Origin of the sequence: Paractinoplanes polyasparticus, from assembly GCF_019710575.1 — a bacterium.
Lineage (GTDB): Bacteria > Actinomycetota > Actinomycetes > Mycobacteriales > Micromonosporaceae > Actinoplanes > Actinoplanes polyasparticus.
Genome location: NZ_JAHWFK010000007.1, coordinates 191,270 through 206,072 on the forward strand (window position 1 = coordinate 191,270; position 14,803 = coordinate 206,072).

General features: G+C 70.8%; 12 protein-coding genes. 4 read left to right on the plus strand and 8 right to left on the minus strand.

Translation table 11 applies throughout. From position 1 onward, the window contains the following. Window position 1 precedes the first annotated feature (1 nt). From KXC43_RS10300 to KXC43_RS10335, 8 genes are all read right to left on the minus strand, one after another. On the minus strand, window positions 2–1,117 hold the full coding sequence (locus KXC43_RS10300) for an acetate/propionate family kinase (RefSeq protein ID WP_221375758.1): 1,116 nt from the start codon (window positions 1,115–1,117) through the stop codon (window positions 2–4). Then, a complete protein-coding gene (gene pta / locus KXC43_RS10305) occupies window positions 1,114–3,186 on the minus strand; it encodes a phosphate acetyltransferase (RefSeq protein ID WP_221375759.1) in 2,073 nt (690 codons plus the stop codon). The genes KXC43_RS10300 and pta overlap by 4 nt, the downstream gene beginning before the upstream one ends. Before the next feature lie 239 nt (window positions 3,187–3,425). After that, on the minus strand, window positions 3,426–4,160 hold the full coding sequence (locus KXC43_RS10310) for an AAA family ATPase (protein ID WP_221375760.1): 735 nt from the start codon (window positions 4,158–4,160) through the stop codon (window positions 3,426–3,428). After that, complete coding sequence (locus KXC43_RS10315) at window positions 4,150–4,329, minus strand: DUF6104 family protein (protein WP_221375761.1); 180 nt, start codon at window positions 4,327–4,329, stop codon at window positions 4,150–4,152. Before KXC43_RS10315 ends, KXC43_RS10310 begins: the two co-directional genes overlap by 11 nt. 56 nt (window positions 4,330–4,385) lie before the next feature. Beyond that, window positions 4,386–8,213, minus strand: coding sequence for a multifunctional oxoglutarate decarboxylase/oxoglutarate dehydrogenase thiamine pyrophosphate-binding subunit/dihydrolipoyllysine-residue succinyltransferase subunit (locus tag KXC43_RS10320; RefSeq protein ID WP_438870868.1), 3,828 nt, complete (start codon window positions 8,211–8,213; stop codon window positions 4,386–4,388). 58 nt (window positions 8,214–8,271) lie between these two features. Next, entirely contained in the window at window positions 8,272–9,096 is an 825-nt protein-coding gene (locus tag KXC43_RS10325; RefSeq protein ID WP_221375762.1) for an ABC transporter permease subunit, read from the minus strand. Next, the gene (locus tag KXC43_RS10330) at window positions 9,093–10,013 is read right to left on the minus strand and encodes an ABC transporter ATP-binding protein (protein WP_221375763.1); all 921 of its coding nucleotides are present in this window, start codon (window positions 10,011–10,013) and stop codon (window positions 9,093–9,095) included. The genes KXC43_RS10325 and KXC43_RS10330 overlap by 4 nt, the downstream gene beginning before the upstream one ends. Window positions 10,014–10,054: 41 nt before the next feature. Further along, a complete protein-coding gene (locus tag KXC43_RS10335) occupies window positions 10,055–10,711 on the minus strand; it encodes a hypothetical protein (RefSeq protein ID WP_221375764.1) in 657 nt (218 codons plus the stop codon). 93 nt (window positions 10,712–10,804) lie between these two features. On the opposite strand from KXC43_RS10335, the gene KXC43_RS10340 reads away from it, so the two are divergent. The 4 genes from KXC43_RS10340 to KXC43_RS10355 all read left to right on the plus strand — a co-directional run bounded on the left by KXC43_RS10340 (window position 10,805) and on the right by KXC43_RS10355 (window position 14,765). Continuing rightward, window positions 10,805–11,569, plus strand: a complete 765-nt coding sequence (locus KXC43_RS10340) for a GNAT family N-acetyltransferase (RefSeq protein ID WP_221375765.1) — start codon at window positions 10,805–10,807, stop codon at window positions 11,567–11,569. Further along, window positions 11,566–12,336 (plus strand): lysophospholipid acyltransferase family protein, encoded by a 771-nt coding sequence (locus KXC43_RS10345; RefSeq protein ID WP_221375766.1) that lies wholly within the window; start codon window positions 11,566–11,568, stop codon window positions 12,334–12,336. The genes KXC43_RS10340 and KXC43_RS10345 overlap by 4 nt, the downstream gene beginning before the upstream one ends. A gap of 121 nt (window positions 12,337–12,457) precedes the next feature. Next, complete coding sequence (locus KXC43_RS10350) at window positions 12,458–13,171, plus strand: response regulator transcription factor (RefSeq protein ID WP_221375767.1); 714 nt, start codon at window positions 12,458–12,460, stop codon at window positions 13,169–13,171. Between the two features lie 7 nt (window positions 13,172–13,178). Beyond that, window positions 13,179–14,765 (plus strand): sensor histidine kinase, encoded by a 1,587-nt coding sequence (locus KXC43_RS10355; RefSeq protein WP_221375768.1) that lies wholly within the window; start codon window positions 13,179–13,181, stop codon window positions 14,763–14,765. Window positions 14,766–14,803 lie beyond the last annotated feature (38 nt).

Here is a 14,803-nt window from a genome sequence, read left to right on the forward strand (position 1 = left end):
GTCAGCGGGGGAGAGACAACGCCGTCCGGGACTGGTCGGCGATCTCCAATTCCTCGTCGGTGGGGATCACACAGACGGGAATGCGAGCGCCGGGCGGAGAGATGACCTCTTCCCGGCGCTCGTTTCTGTCCGGGTCGATCTCGATGCCCAGCGGCTCCAGTCCGGCCAGCGCGGCGGCCCGCACCGCGGGCGCGTTCTCGCCGACGCCCGCCGTGAAGGTGATCGCGTCGACCCGGCCCAGCACGGCCAGGTACGAGCCGACGTATTCGCGGATGCGGCGGCAGTAGACGTCGAACGCCAGCGTGGCGTCGGCGTCGCCCGCGGCGCGGCGCTCGAGCACCGTACGCAGGTCGTTCGCCCCGCTCAGCCCGAGCAGGCCGGCGTGCCGGGTCAGCGAGGTCTCGATCTCGTCCAGCGGCAGGCCGGCCACCCGGTGCAGGTGGAAGATCACCGTCGGGTCGATGTCGCCGCTGCGGGTGCCCATCACCAGGCCGGGCAGCGGCGACATGCCCATCGAGGTGGCCACGCTGCGCCCGCCATCGACCGCGCACGCGCTGGCGCCGTTGCCCAGGTGCAGGGTGATCACGTTGGTCGACGCCGGGTCGCGGCCCAGCACGTGGGCGGTGCGGCGGGAGACGTACGCGTGGGACGTGCCGTGGAAACCGTAGCGCCGGATCTGCCAGCGCTCGGCCAGCTCGCGGGAGATGGCCCAGGTGACACCCTCGGGCGGGATCGTGGCGTGGAACGCCGTGTCGAAGACGGCCACCTGGGGCACGTCGGGCAGCAGCTTGCGGGCCACCTCGATGCCGGTCAGCGCGGCCGGGTTGTGCAGCGGGGCCAGGGGCACCAGCGCCTCGACCTGGGCGACGACCTGGTCGTCGATGACGGTGGGCCCGGTGAAGTCGGGGCCGCCGTGCACCACCCGGTGGCCGACCGCGGCCAGGCCGGTCAGGTCGGTCTCGTCCATGATCCCCTGCAGGGCGGCCCGGTGGTCGGGCACCTCGCCGCCGCTCTCGCCGATGCGCTCGACCAGGCCCTTGGCGACGGTCGAGGCGCCGTCGAAGAGCCGGTACTTCACCGACGACGAGCCGCTGTTGAGCACGAGCACCCGGCTCATCGCGCCGCCGCCTGAATCGCCGTGATCGCCACTGTGTTCACGATGTCCTTCACCGTGGCCCCGCGGGACAGGTCGTTGACCGGTCGCCGCAGACCCTGCATGACCGGGCCCACGGCGACCGCGCCGGCCGACCGCTGGACCGCCTTGTAGGTGTTGTTGCCCGTGTTGAGGTCGGGGAAGATCAGGACTGTCGCCTGACCGGCCACGTCGCTGCCGGGCAGCTTGGTCGCCGCCACTGCGGGATCGACGGCCGCGTCGTACTGGATCGGGCCCTCGACCGGCAGGTCGGGTCGCCGCTCGCGGACGAGCGCGGTGGCGGCGGCGACCTTCTCGACGTCGGCCCCCGCGCCGGAGCTGCCGGTCGAGTAGGAGAGCATCGCCACCCGCGGCTCGATGCCGAAGGCCGCGGCGGTGAGCGCCGACGAGAGCGCGATGTCGGCCAGCTGGGCCGCGTCGGGGTCGGGGTTGACCGCGCAGTCGCCGTAGACCAGCACCCGGTCGGCCAGCAGCATGAAGAACACACTGGACGCCACCGACACGCCCGGCACCGTCTTGATGATCTCGAAGGCGGGCCGGATGGTGGCCGCCGTCGTGTGGTTGGCCCCCGAGACCATGCCGTCGGCCAGCCCCTGGGCCACCATCAGCGTGCCGAAGTAGTTGACGTCGCGGACCACGTCGTAGGCCAGATCGAGCGAGACGCCCCGCTTCTTGCGCAGCTCGGCGTACCGCTCGGCGAAGCCGTCGCGCAACTCGCTGGCAGCCGGGTCGACCAGTCGCGCGGCCCCGATCTCGACGCCCAGCTCGCGGGCCCGGCGGGCGATCTCGCCGGGGTCGCCGAGCAGCGTGAGGTCGGCGACGCCCCGTCGCAGCAGGGTCTCGGTGGCCCGCAGGATGCGCTCGTCGGCGCCCTCGGGCAGCACCAGGTGGCGGCGCTCGGCGCGGGCGCGGTCGATCAGGTCGTTCTCGAACATCAGCGGCGTGACCCGGCTGGAGCGGGCGACGTCGAGCACCCGGGCCAGTTCGGCGGTGTCGACATGCTCCTCGAAGGCGCCCAGCGCGGCCTCGACCTTGCGCGGCGTGCCCGTGCCGAGGCGCGCCTGGATGTGCGAGGCGGCCGCGATCGTGTGATAGCTGTCCGTGTCGACGACCAGCATCGCCAGGCCGGTGTTGAGGCGCTCGATCACCCGGACGACCCGCGGGTCGGGCGGTTCGCCCAGTGTCAGCACCAGGCCGGACAGGGTCACGTTGCCCGCCGCGTGCGCGGCGCTCGCGGCGAGCAGCAGGTCGGCGCGGTCGCCCGGGGTGATCATCAGCGCGCCGTCGGTCAGGTGGTCGAGCACGGTCGGCACGTGGGCCGCGCCGACGACGTAGTCGAGCACGTCGCGGTCGAGCGCGCCCTCGCCGCCGGACACGACCGTGGCGTCCAGCGCCTCGGCCACCTCGGCCACGGTGGGCGCGGCGACGGCGGCAACGGAGGGGATCGACCACATCGGCACCGGCAGACCGGCGTCGGGCGCCGAGCCCCCGGAGACCCGGTTGGCGATCACGGCGACCACGGTGGCGTCGAGGTCGACGAGCGAGTGGTAGGCGCTGCGGGCGGCGGCCGCCAGCGATTCCGCCCCGCGGCCCTCGCCACTGATCACGGGCACCACGACACTGCCGAACTCGGTGGCCAGGCGGGCGTTGAAGCCCAGCTCGCGCGGTATCTCATCGCGCTCCTTGGCCCCGCCGGCCGCGAAGTCGCTGCCGATCACCACCACGGACCCGGCCTGACGCTCGACCTCGCGGTAGCGCTCGACGATCCGGGAGATCAGCTCTTCCCACTTGCCGTCGGCGACCAGCGCGCTCGCCTCGGCCATGGTGACGCCGTACGACTCCGCATAGGGCGCGACCACCGGATAACGCTTGGTCAGCAGCGTGAGCAGCGAATCGTCGCCGTCGCCGGAGACCAGCGGCCGGAACACCCCGATCCGCGCGACCTGGCGCGACAGCAGTTCGACCAGCCCGAGCGCAACCGTGCCCTTGCCGACCCCCGGGCCCAGACCAGCCACATAGACGCTTCGTGCCACGGCTTCAACCTACCCGCCGCCCGATGCCGCTACCGGGCCGAAAGTCCCAACTGTGGATGACGGAAGCCCCGCCGGCGAAAAAATCAAGATCAACGGCCCGATGTCGTAGCGGGGTGGTGGGTTGCAGACCGTCGCTCACGCCGAGGGCCCGGGCGGGCCGAGCAGGCGCTGGCGCGCCGGAACGCTCGACCCGCCCGGGCGACGTGCGTAAGTGGTTGCGCTGACCCCAGGAGCGAGGATCAGACGCCGAGGTGGCGCAGGAAAGTCTGTGGGGAGTCGAGGAAGCTGCGCCAGTTCGCCACGATGTCGAGGCCGGCCCATTCCGCGCGGCGGATGCCGTGCGCGCCCAGCTCGAGGATCGTGGCGCCGGGCAGGGCGGTGAGCAGCGGCGAGTGTGTGGCCACGACTACCTGTGACCCGTCGGCGCGCAGGTCGTCCAGGCGGCTGAGCAGCCCCAGCGTGGAGGTGAAGGACAGCGGCGCCTCGGGCTCGTCCATCAGATAGAACCCGTACCGGCGGAACTTGCGCTCCAGAAGTTCGAGGAATCCCTCACCGTGGCTCTGCTCGTGCAAGCCCTGGTCGGGATTGTCGCCGGGCAGGCTCTCCAGATAGGTGTAGAGGCCGTGCGTGGTCTCGGCGCGCAGGAAGTACGCGTCGGCCCGCCGCCCGGGCGTGCGGATCACCCGCAAGGCCGAGCCCAGCGGCGACTCGGTGACCCGGGTGGAGTGCATCGCCCCGCGTGAGCCGCCCTCCGGGTTCAGCCCGTGGGCCGCCGCCAGCGCCTCGACCAGGGTTGACTTGCCCGACCCGTTCTCGCCGACCAGGAACGTCACCCCGGCCGGGATGTTCAGGCCGTGCTCGAGCACCGCCCGTACGGCGGGAATGCGGGCCCACCAGGCCGAGCGGTCGATCTCGGCGCCGGCGTCCAGCTCGACCCGCCGGATCGGGCGTGACCCGTCGGCTCTACTCCTCATCGTCCTCGTCGTCGCGGGCGAGCCACGTCGCGAAGCGTTCGATCGGCGTCTCGAACTCGGGGTTCTGGTCGACGAAGGTCCGCAGCTGGGCGCCCAGCCACTCCAGCGTCACGGTTTCCTCGCCACGCCGGTCGACGAGTTCCTCGATGCCACGGTCGGTGAAGTACATGACCGGATAGTAAAAGGGGGCGCCCCGCCGCAGCGGAGCGCCCCCTTCCCGCGAGATTACGGACGCGGCAGCGCGGCCTCGATCAGAGCGGCCTGCTCGGCCTCGTGCATCTTGGCCGAGCCCACCGCCGGGGCGGCCGCGGCCGGACGCGAGATGCGCCGCAGCCGGACACCCTCGAGGTGCTCGAGCAGGTTGAGCGCGACGAACGACCAGGCGCCCTGGTTGGCCGGCTCCTCCTGCACCCAGACGAAGTCCTCGGCGTTGGGGAACTGGGCCAGGATCGCCTTGAGCTCGTTCACCGGGAGCGGGTAGATCTGCTCCATCCGCACGATCGCGGTGTCGGTGATGCCCCGCTCGGCGCGGGCCTGGAACAGGTCGTAGTAGACCTTGCCCGAGCAGAGCAGGACCCGCTTGACGTTGCCCGCCTCGAGCGGCGTGCCCTTGATGCCCGCATCGCCGATCACCGGCTGGAACGTGCCCTCGGTGAAGTCGGCCACCGACGACACCGCCAGCTTGTGGCGCAGCAGCGACTTCGGCGAGAAGACGACCAGCGGCTTGCGCTTGGCCGACAGGGCCTGGCGGCGCAGCAGGTGGAAGTAGTTGGCCGGGGTGGTCGGGTTGGCCACCCGCATGTTGTCCTGCGCGCACAGCTGCAGGAAGCGCTCGGGGCGGCCGGAGGAGTGGTCAGGACCCTGGCCCTCCTGGCCGTGCGGGAGCAGCAGCACCAGCGAGGACTGCTGGCCCCACTTCACCTCGCCGGACGACACGAACTCGTCCACCACCGTCTGGGCGCCGTTGACGAAGTCGCCGAACTGCGCCTCCCACAGCACGAGCGCCTCGGGGTTCTCGACCGAGTAGCCGTACTCGAAGCCCATGGCCGCGTACTCGCTGAGCAGCGAGTCGTGGACGAAGAAGCGGGCCGTGCCGGTGGCCAGCGTCGACAGCGGGAGGAAGTCCTTACCCGTCTTGGCGTCGACGACCGAGGCGTGCCGGGAGACGAAGGTGCCCCGGCGCGAGTCCTGACCGGCGAGCCGGACGGTGACGCCCTGCTGGAGCAGCGAGCCGAAGGCCACCAGCTCGCCGAAGCCCCAGTCGATGCCGCCGTCGCGGGACATCTTGGCCCGGCGTTCGAGCAGCTGCTGCACCCGCTTGTGCGGGGTGAAGCCCTCGGGCAGCTCGACGTGGGCCTGGCCGACCGCGTGCACCGCGGCCGCGTCGACCTTGGTCTCGACCTCGGGCTCGGGCTCCTCGGAGATGACTCGCGGACGCGGCGGCGTGCCGGCCGAGTCGCGGGTGGCCTTGAAGACCTGCTCGAGCTGGGACTGGTAGTCGCGCAGCTGTTCCTGGGCGTCGTCCACGGTGATGTCACCCCGGCCGATCAGCTCCTCGGTGTAGAGCTTCCGCACCGAGCGCTTCTGGTCGATGATCTCGTACATCCGGGGGTTGGTCATCGACGGGTCGTCGCCCTCGTTGTGACCGCGGCGGCGGTAGCAGACCATGTCGATCACGACGTCCTTGTTGAACGCCTGGCGGTACTCGAAGGCCAGCTTCGCGACCCGCACGACGGCCTCGGGGTCGTCGCCGTTCACGTGGAAGATCGGCGCCTGGATCATGCGGGCCACGTCGGTCGAGTACATCGACGAGCGGCTGTATTCGGGGGCGGTGGTGAAGCCGACCTGGTTGTTGACGATCACGTGGACCGTGCCGCCGGTGCGGTAGCCGCGCAGCTGCGAGAGGTTGAGCGTCTCGGCGACCACGCCCTGACCGGCGAACGCGGCGTCGCCGTGCACCAGCACCGGGAGCACCGTGTAGCCGTGAAGGCCCAGATCGAGCCTGTCCTGCTTGGCGCGGACGATGCCCTCGAGCACGGGGTCGACGGCCTCGAGGTGGGACGGGTTGGCGACCACGCTGACCGTGGTCGCGTGCTCGCCGTCGGGCGTCGTGTACTTGCCGGTCTGGCCCAGGTGGTACTTGACGTCGCCGGAGCCGTGGGCCGACTTCGGGTCCATCTGACCCTCGAACTCGTAGAAGATCTTTTCGTACGGCTTGGCGACGATGTTCGCGAGCACGTTGAGCCGGCCGCGGTGGGCCATGCCGATGACCATCTCGTCCAGCCCGGCCTCGGCCGACGACTCGAGCACGGCGTCGAGCAGCGGGATCAGCGACTCGCCGCCCTCGAGCGAGAACCGCTTCTGGCCGACGAATTTGGTCTGCAGGAACGTCTCGAAGGCCTCGGCGGCGTTCAGCCGGTTGAGGATGTGCTTCTGCTCGTCCGAGTCCGGCTTCGTGTACTTGATCTCGATGCGGTCCTGGATCCAGCGCCGCTCCTCGGGGCCCTGGATGTGCATGTACTCGATGCCGACGCGGCGGCAGTACGTGTCGCGCAGGACGCCCAGCACCTCGCGCAGCTTCATCCGCTGCTTGCCGGCGAAGCCGCCGACCGGGAACGTGCGGTCGAGGTCCCACAGCGTGAGGCCGTGCTGCAGCACGTCGAGGTCGGGGTGGCGGCGGATCTCGAACTCGAGCGGGTCGGTGTCGGCCATCAGGTGGCCGCGCACGCGGTAGGCGTGGATCAGCTCGACGACCCGGGCCGCCTTGTCGATCTGGCCCTCGCTGGTGCGGGCGACGTCGCGCACCCACCGGACCGGCTCGTACGGGATGCGCAGCGACGTGAAGATCTCGTCGTAGAAGTCGTGCTCGCCGAGCAGGAACTCGTGCATCGCCTTGAGGAACTCGCCGGACTGCGCGCCCTGGATGACCCGGTGGTCGTAGGTGCTGGTCAGCGTGGTGACCTTGCTGATGCCGTGCTCGGACAGGGTCTCGTCGCTCATGCCGGCGTAGGGGGCGGGATATTCCATCGCGCCGACCCCGATGATCGCGCTCTGACCGGCCATGAGGCGCGGGATGGAGTGCACCGTGCCGATGCCGCCCGGGTTGGTGAGCGAGATCGTGGTGCCGTTGTAGTCGTCCATGGTCAGCTCGTTGCGGCGGGCACGGCGGACCACGTCCTCGTACGCCTGCCAGAACTTGCGGAAGTCCATCGTCTCGCAGTTCTTGATCGACGGCACGACGAGCGCGCGCGAGCCGTCCTTCTTGGCGAGGTCGATGGCGATGCCGAGGTTGATGTGCTCGGGCTGTACCAGTGTCGGCTTGCCGTCCACCTCGGCGAACGAGTTGTTCATCTCGCGGTGCTGCACGACCGCGCGGACCAGCGCCCAGCCGATCAGGTGGGTGAAGCTGACCTTGCCACCCCGCCCGCGGGCGAGGTGGTTGTTGATCACGATGCGGTTGTCGACCATGAGCTTGGCCGGGACCGCCCGCACCGAGGTGGCCGTCGGCACCTCGAGCGAGGCGTCCATGTTCTGCACGATGCGGGCAGCGACGCCGCGCAGCGTGGTGACCTTGGCGCCCTCGGGAGCCTTGCCGTTGCTGCCCGACGCGGCGGGCTTGGCGGCCGGGGCCGGCTTGGTCGCCGCCGGCTCGGACTTGGTGGCGGGCGGAGCAGCTGGTTTCGCAGCGGGAACCGTCGGCTTGACGGGTGCGACCGTGGACGCCGCCGGGGCATCTGTGCCGGCCCGGGCCGCCGAGGCGGTCGCGGTGGCGGCCTTCGCCTCGTCGGGCGTCACGATCGAACCCGTGGCCATCGCGGGCTTGTAATCGGCGAAGAAGTCGTGCCAGGCCGGGTCGACGCTGGTGGGGTCGGCCAGGTAACGCTGGTACATCTCGTCGACGATCCACTCGTTGGGACCGAAATCCGCGAGTGGGTTCTCGTGCGAAGTCTGCTGGGTCGACACTTCCGTGTTCGCCTCTTTCACCTTTTGATCGGCGTCACATGGGACGGGAAAGACTCCCGTCAAGGCTACGCCGTGTGTGAGAGAGGCCATGTAGCGAGTCTTCGGTCGGGCCCCTGGGCGGCAGGTGGAGTGGGCGGACGTGCGCCGATCAGCTGATGTCCCGCCGCTTGGTCAGCCAGGTACCGAGGAATCCGGTCACGACGGCGTAGCCGATCAGCACCACGGCCCCGACCCAGCGCGGGGGCGAGCCGGGTAGGTCGGTGCCCGAGATCATGAGCTGGGACGCGCTGGTCGGCACGAGCACCTGCAGGTTGTTGATCCACTCGGCCACGTACTGGCTCAGCAGCAGGAAGATCAGGCTGACGACCGCGGTGCCGACCACGTAGGTGATGGCCAGGATCAGCGTGGCCGCGATCTGGCTGCGGATCAGCACGCCCGCGCCCACCCCGAGGATGCCCCAGAGCACGAAGGCCAGCAGGTTGAGCCCGATCGCGCGCCACACCGCGGGCTCGCCGATCTGGCTGCCGAGGTCGAGGTTGTTCATGATCAGCGGCACGAAGATCAGGTTGAGCACCGTCGTCACGAGCCAGACGAGCACGCCGATGATGATCGCGGCACCGAACTTGGCCAGGATGACCGCCTCGCGGCGAGGTGTGGTGAGGAACGTCGTGGTCGCCGTGAGGTGGAAGAACTCGCTGGTCACGATGATGGCCGAGAGCAACAGCACGATCAGGATGCCGAAGAACTGGCCGGTCGTGTAGAGGTTGGTGGCCACGTTGATCGGTTGGAGCGCGGCCTCGATCTGGGCCGACTGGGTGTCGGTGACCCCGGCGTCGTCCGGTACGGCCGTGACGTTGGAGTTCGCCCAGTTGATCAGCAGGGTCACCGCGTACAGGGGAACCAGGACGATGGCCATGATCCACCACAGCGCGGTGGTGCGGATCTTGAACAGTTCGGCGTTGACGAGGCTCATCGGATGCCCGCCTTTCCGGCCGTGAGCTGCAGGAAGACCTGTTCGAGGTCGCCGCGTTCGGTGGACAGCTCGTGCAGTTCGACCCGCGCCGTGAAGGCGGCGTGGCCGATGGCGGCCGCCTCGACGCCGTGCACGACCAGGCTGCCGTCGGCCCCCGGCGTCACTGTCGCGTCGAGCTCGGCCAGCGCGGCGGTCAGCTCCGCGGCCTGCGGGGTCCGCACCCGCACCTGCACGCCGCCGCTGAGGTCGCCCAGCACCTCGTCGACCGGGCCTTGGCGGATCAGCTTGCCGGCCGCGACGATCACCACGTCGTCCGCCAGGAGCTGCATCTCGCCCAGCAGGTGGCTCGAGACCAGCACCGTGCGGCCCTGGGAGGCGAGCGCCTTGAGCAGGTCACGCATCCAGCGGATGCCCTCGGGGTCGAGGCCGTTGGCCGGCTCGTCGAGGATCAGCACCTTGGGGTCGCCCAGCATCGCGGCGGCGATACCCAGCCGCTGCCGCATGCCCAGCGAATAGCCCTTGAACTTGCGGTTGGCGGCCGGGGTCAGGCCGACCATCTCGAGCGCCTCGTCGGCCCGGGAGTCGGGCAGGCCCGCGGCGCGGCAGATCATGCGCAGGTGGTTGCGGCCGGTGCGGCCGCGGTGGGCGCTGGACGCCTCGAGCACCGCGCCGACCTCGCGCACGGGGTCGGGCAGGTCGATGTATTTCTGACTGCCGAAGGTGGCCGTGCCGGCGGTCGGCGTGACCAGACCGAGCAGCATCCGCAGCGTGGTCGTCTTGCCCGCGCCGTTGGGCCCGAGGAAGCCGGTGACCCGGCCGGACCGGACCTTGAACGAGAGGTCGTCCACGGCTCGCAGCTTCTTGTACTGCTTGGTCAGGTGATCGACCACGATCTCGTCGGTCCCGGGCGCGCTCATCGACGCAGCTCCTCCCCCGTTTCGGTGAAGGGCACAACCTACTAGGTCGTGGCGATCCACGTGGCCCGGGCCGCGGCGAGCCGCGATCCGTCCGGCCCGAAGATCGCCGAGAGCACCATCGCCTTGCGCCCCGAGAACTCGGTCGCCTCGCCGACGACCACGCAGGTCGACCCCGGTTCGGGCCGGGCCTCGGCGGTCACCGCGATGCGGCCGAGCACGTACGTGCGGCCGTTCTGGATCGCCGTCCAGCCTCCGGGACAGTCGAGCGCGGCCCAGACCACCGGGAGGTCCGCAGCGGCCGGGACGGTCCAGGGCGCGGCGGTACGCCCGTCCGGCAGCGGACCGGGAAAGATGCGCAGCCCGTCCGGCCGTTCCGGGCCGCACACGTAGCAGGTGGGAAACGGGTGCTGGGTGAAGCCGGCGAACCCCTCGGCCGCCCGCTCCGCCTCCGGCAGCGCCACCGGGTCAGCGTACGAAATCGGCCCCGCCGCTTCCGTAACCGTCGCCACCAGCGTCTCGCCGTCGTGCACCGAGCCGTCGGCGAAGGTCAGTTCGGTCTCCAGCGGGGGTGGCACGCGCAGGGTGACCTCGAAGGCCGGCCCACCCACCCCGGCCCCCGCGGCGACGGCGAAAGCCCCGGCCGACCACCCGCCGTTGCCGGTCGCCGGTGGCCCGTTGAAACGTCTCTCGATCCGCATGTGTCGAAGGCTCGCACAACCGTTCATTTCACGGCCATGAATCGCCTCCTGGCGCGACATTCCATCGGCAGCTGTCGCCCTTACACACAACACATGGCTGTTCTGCTGACTGCCGCCGCCCCCACCGGGACCAGCGGCTACTCCCTGCTCATCGCCGAGGACCAGAGTCAGGTCGCCGCCGCGCAACGGCTGCGCCACGAGGTCTTCGCCGGTGAACTCGGCGCCACGCTGCCCGGCGCCACCCCCGACGGACGCGACGCCGACGACTTCGACGACTTCTGCGACCACCTGCTCGTGCGCGACGACGCGACCGGCGCCGTGGTCGGCACCTACCGGATGCTTCCCCCCAAGGCCGCCGAGCGGGCCGGCCGGCGCTACGGCGACGGCGAGTTCGACCTGAGCCCGCTGCGCCCGCTGCGCGACCAGCTGGTGGAGACCGGGCGCTCCTGCGTGCACCCCGACCACCGCAGCGGCTCGGTGATCAACCTGATGTGGGCCGGCATCGCCCGCTACATGCACCTGAACAACCTGCGCTGGCTCGGTGGCTGCGCCTCGGTGCCGCTGGACGACGGCGGCGTGACCGCGGCCGGCGTCTGGGCCCGGGTGCAGGCCAAGCACCTGGCCCCACCCGCCCTGCGGGTCACGCCGCGCCGCTCCTGGCTGGCCACCACCGAACTCGTGGGCGACCCCCGGACCCAGCCTCCGGCGCTGCTCAAGGGCTATCTGCGGCTGGGCAGCTGGATCTGCGGGGAGCCCGCCTACGACCCCGACTTCAACTGCGCCGACTTCTACGTGCTGTTCTCGATGGACCGGCTGGACCCGCGGTACCGCCGCCACTTCCTGGGCGCCACCCGATGATCGCCGCGCTCTGGCAGCCGGTCTCGGGATGCGGCCCGCACTGCCGGGACGCGGCCGGCCGGCACGCCTTCCCGGGGGTCGCCACCCTGCGCATGATTCTGCTGGCGGTGGTGCTCGTCGGGGGACTACTGCTGGCGCCTCTGCTGCGCGGTCTGGTTTTGCGCGGCGTGGCCCGCGCGATGCTGGCGGTCCTGGGCGTCCGGCTCGTGCGCCGCGGCCCGGCACTGAAGCCGGGCAGCCTGCTGGTGGCCAACCACGTGTCCTGGCTCGACATTCTCGTGCTGACGGCGGTCTCGCCGGTGCGCCTGGTGGCCAAGGGCGAGGTCGGCGCGTGGCCGGGCATCGGGTCGCTGGCCGGTCTGTCCGGCGCCATCTTCATCGACCGCTCGCGGCCGAAGGCGCTGCCCGCGACGGTCGCCGAGGTGGCCGCGGCGCTGCGTTCGGGCCGCACGGTCGCGGCCTTCCCCGAGGGCACGACCTTCTGCGGTACGAGCCAGGGCCGCTTCCGTCCGGCGTTGTTCCAGGCCGCCGTGGACGCGGGCGCTCCCGTGGTGCCGGCCTCCATCCGCTACGACTCGACCGCGGCCGCCTTCATCGGCGACGACACACTGGTCGATTCGGTCCGCCGGGTGGCCGCGCTACGGTCGCTGAAGGTGACCCTGGTGACCGCGCCCGCGCTGCGTCCCGAGCCCGGCGCCGACCGGCGGCTGCTCGCCCGCGCCGCCCAGGCCTCGATGGGGGTCGCCGGCTACCGCCTGGCCGCCTGACGCCCGTCCAACCACCCCGCCCGCCGCCCTTGACCCGACTGAAGGCTCTGCCGACGGTCTTACAGAAAACTTTCAGGCAGCGTGCAGGCAAGGGACAGCGCGCTGATAAACAATGGGTTCCATGGCCGCTCAGACCCAGCCCAAGCAGAGCGAGGCGAAACTGCTCGTCGTCGAGGACGACGCGAACATCCTCGAGCTGCTCTCCGCCAGTCTCCGCTTCGCCGGCTTCGACGTGAGCACCGCGACGAGCGGCAGCGCGGCGGTCAGCGCCGCGAAGAACACCACTCCCGACCTCGTCGTCCTCGACGTGATGCTGCCCGACCTCGACGGTTTCGAGGTCATCCGGCTCATGCGCGAGGGCGGCCAGCGCACCCCCGTGGTCTTCCTGACCGCCCGCGACGGCACCGACGACAAGATCCGGGGCCTGACCCTGGGTGGCGACGACTACGTCACCAAGCCGTTCAGCCTCGAGGAGCTCACCGCCCGCATCCGGGCGGTGCTGCGCCGCACGACGCAGGGCGACGAAGAGCCGTCCCGCCTGGTCTTCGCCGATCTCGAACTCGACGAGGAGACGCACGAGGTCTACCGCGCGGGCCAGCGCGTCCAGCTCTCGCCGACCGAGTTCAAGCTGCTGCGCTACCTCATGCTCAACGCCAACCGGGTGCTCTCCAAGGCGCAGATCCTCGACCACGTGTGGAAGTACGACTTCCGCGGCGACGACAACATCGTCGAGTCCTACATCTCGTACCTTCGCCGCAAGGTCGACAATGTCCAGCCGCGTCTGATCCACACCCTCCGCGGGGTCGGCTACGTGTTGCGCAAACCGGCGGTCTGAGCCGGCCGTGACCTCGACGCTCACCGAGCGGGTTCGCAACTCGATCCCGCCCCAACCCAGCCTGCGCAAGGTCTCGCTGCGCATCAAGCTGGTGGCGTCGGTCCTGGTCCTGGTGTTCGCGGCGCTCACCGCCATCAGCGCGGCCAGCACGTACGCGCTGCACAACTATCTGCTCGACCGGCTCGACACCTCGCTGAGCATCTACGCCGAGACGATCGCCAAGGCGCGCTACGGCTCGAAGATCCCGGTGCCGGGCGACTTCTACGTCTCCACCTCCTCGGTCTGGGGTGTCCGCTCCGACCAGCCGGTGGTGGGCGACAGCAGCCTCAAGCCGGAAGACCTGCCGCCGCTGGTCAAGGGCCTCGACGAGGTCAACGCCGTGCTGGGCGAGCCCTACACCGTGCGTTCGCCCAGCGGCAAGGTGCACTGGCGCGTCGTGGTCGTGGTCGACGAGAACACCCAGGTCATCCAGGTCGCCGAGAAGCTCTCGGTGATCGGCCTGGCGGTCAACCAGATGGTCTGGGTCGACCTGCTCGTCGGCGTCGGCGTGCTGATCGCGCTGGCCTCGATCGGGGCCGCCATCGTGCGTCAGAGCCTGGTCCCGCTGCTGCAGATCGAACGTACGGCGGCGGCCATCGCGGCCGGCGACCTCACCCAGCGTGTCCCCGACCCCGAGGCGCACGACGGCGAGCCCAGGACTGAACTGGGCCGCCTGGCCAAGGCGCTCAACGCCATGCTGGCCCAGATCGAGGCGGCATTCAGCGCGCGTGCCCAGAGCGAGTCGGCCGCTCGCGAGGCCGAGTCGGCCGCGGTCGAGGCGGCCGACGCGGCCCAGCTCTCCGAGGCCCGGGCGGTGCGCTCCGAGGGCAAGATGCGGCAGTTCGTGGCGGACGCCTCGCACGAGCTGCGGACGCCGCTGACGACCATCCGCGGCTTCGCCGAGCTCTACCGCCAGGGCGCCGTCACCGACCCCGAGGACGTCGCCCGCCTGGTGCGCCGCATCGAGGACGAGGCCGCCCGCATGGGCCTGCTCGTCGAAGATCTGCTGTTGCTGGCCCGGCTCGACCGCGAACGCCCGCTCAACCTGGGCCCGGTCGAGCTGCCCGTGCTCGCCCTCGACGCGGTGCAGGCGGCCGAGGCCATGGCGCCCGAGCGCACGATCGAACTCGAGGTGCGCGACCAGCCCGACCGGCTCGTGGCCCGGGGCGACGACGCCCGGCTGCGCCAGGTGATCGGCAACCTCATGACCAACGCGCTGGTGCACACCCCGCCCGATGCGACGGTCACCCTGCGGCTGTACGCCGAGCCCGGCGACCGGGCGGTGGTCGAGGTGTCCGACACCGGGCCCGGCCTCAGCGAGAAGCAGCGGGCGCACGTCTTCGAGCGGTTCTACCGCGCCGACGAGGCCCGCACCCGGCACACCGACCGCGCTGCCACCGGCACCGGCCTGGGGCTGGCCATCGTGGCGGCCATTGTCAGGTCGCACCAAGGAACCGTCGAGGTGATCAGCGAACCGGGGCAGGGAGCCACGTTCCGGGTCACTTTGCCTACGCTAAATCCCGACAAAGGGTTTTCAGAAAACATCCAGGGCTAGCACAGGTCGGTACGAGCCGGACGGGGCAAGGTGGTGGA

Coding starts and splice junctions, on each gene's coding strand:
- KXC43_RS10300 (WP_221375758.1), bottom strand. CDS start 1,117: ATGAGCCGGGTGCTCGTGCTCAACAGCGGCTCGTCGTCGGTGAAGTAC.
- KXC43_RS10310 (WP_221375760.1), bottom strand. CDS start 4,160: ATGAGGAGTAGAGCCGACGGGTCACGCCCGATCCGGCGGGTCGAGCTG.
- KXC43_RS10315 (WP_221375761.1), bottom strand. CDS start 4,329: ATGTACTTCACCGACCGTGGCATCGAGGAACTCGTCGACCGGCGTGGC.
- KXC43_RS10320 (WP_438870868.1), bottom strand. CDS start 8,213: ATGGCCTCTCTCACACACGGCGTAGCCTTGACGGGAGTCTTTCCCGTC.
- KXC43_RS10325 (WP_221375762.1), bottom strand. CDS start 9,096: ATGAGCCTCGTCAACGCCGAACTGTTCAAGATCCGCACCACCGCGCTG.
- KXC43_RS10330 (WP_221375763.1), bottom strand. CDS start 10,013: ATGAGCGCGCCCGGGACCGACGAGATCGTGGTCGATCACCTGACCAAG.
- KXC43_RS10335 (WP_221375764.1), bottom strand. CDS start 10,711: ATGCGGATCGAGAGACGTTTCAACGGGCCACCGGCGACCGGCAACGGC.
- KXC43_RS10340 (WP_221375765.1), top strand. CDS start 10,805: ATGGCTGTTCTGCTGACTGCCGCCGCCCCCACCGGGACCAGCGGCTAC.
- KXC43_RS10345 (WP_221375766.1), top strand. CDS start 11,566: ATGATCGCCGCGCTCTGGCAGCCGGTCTCGGGATGCGGCCCGCACTGC.
- KXC43_RS10350 (WP_221375767.1), top strand. CDS start 12,458: ATGGCCGCTCAGACCCAGCCCAAGCAGAGCGAGGCGAAACTGCTCGTC.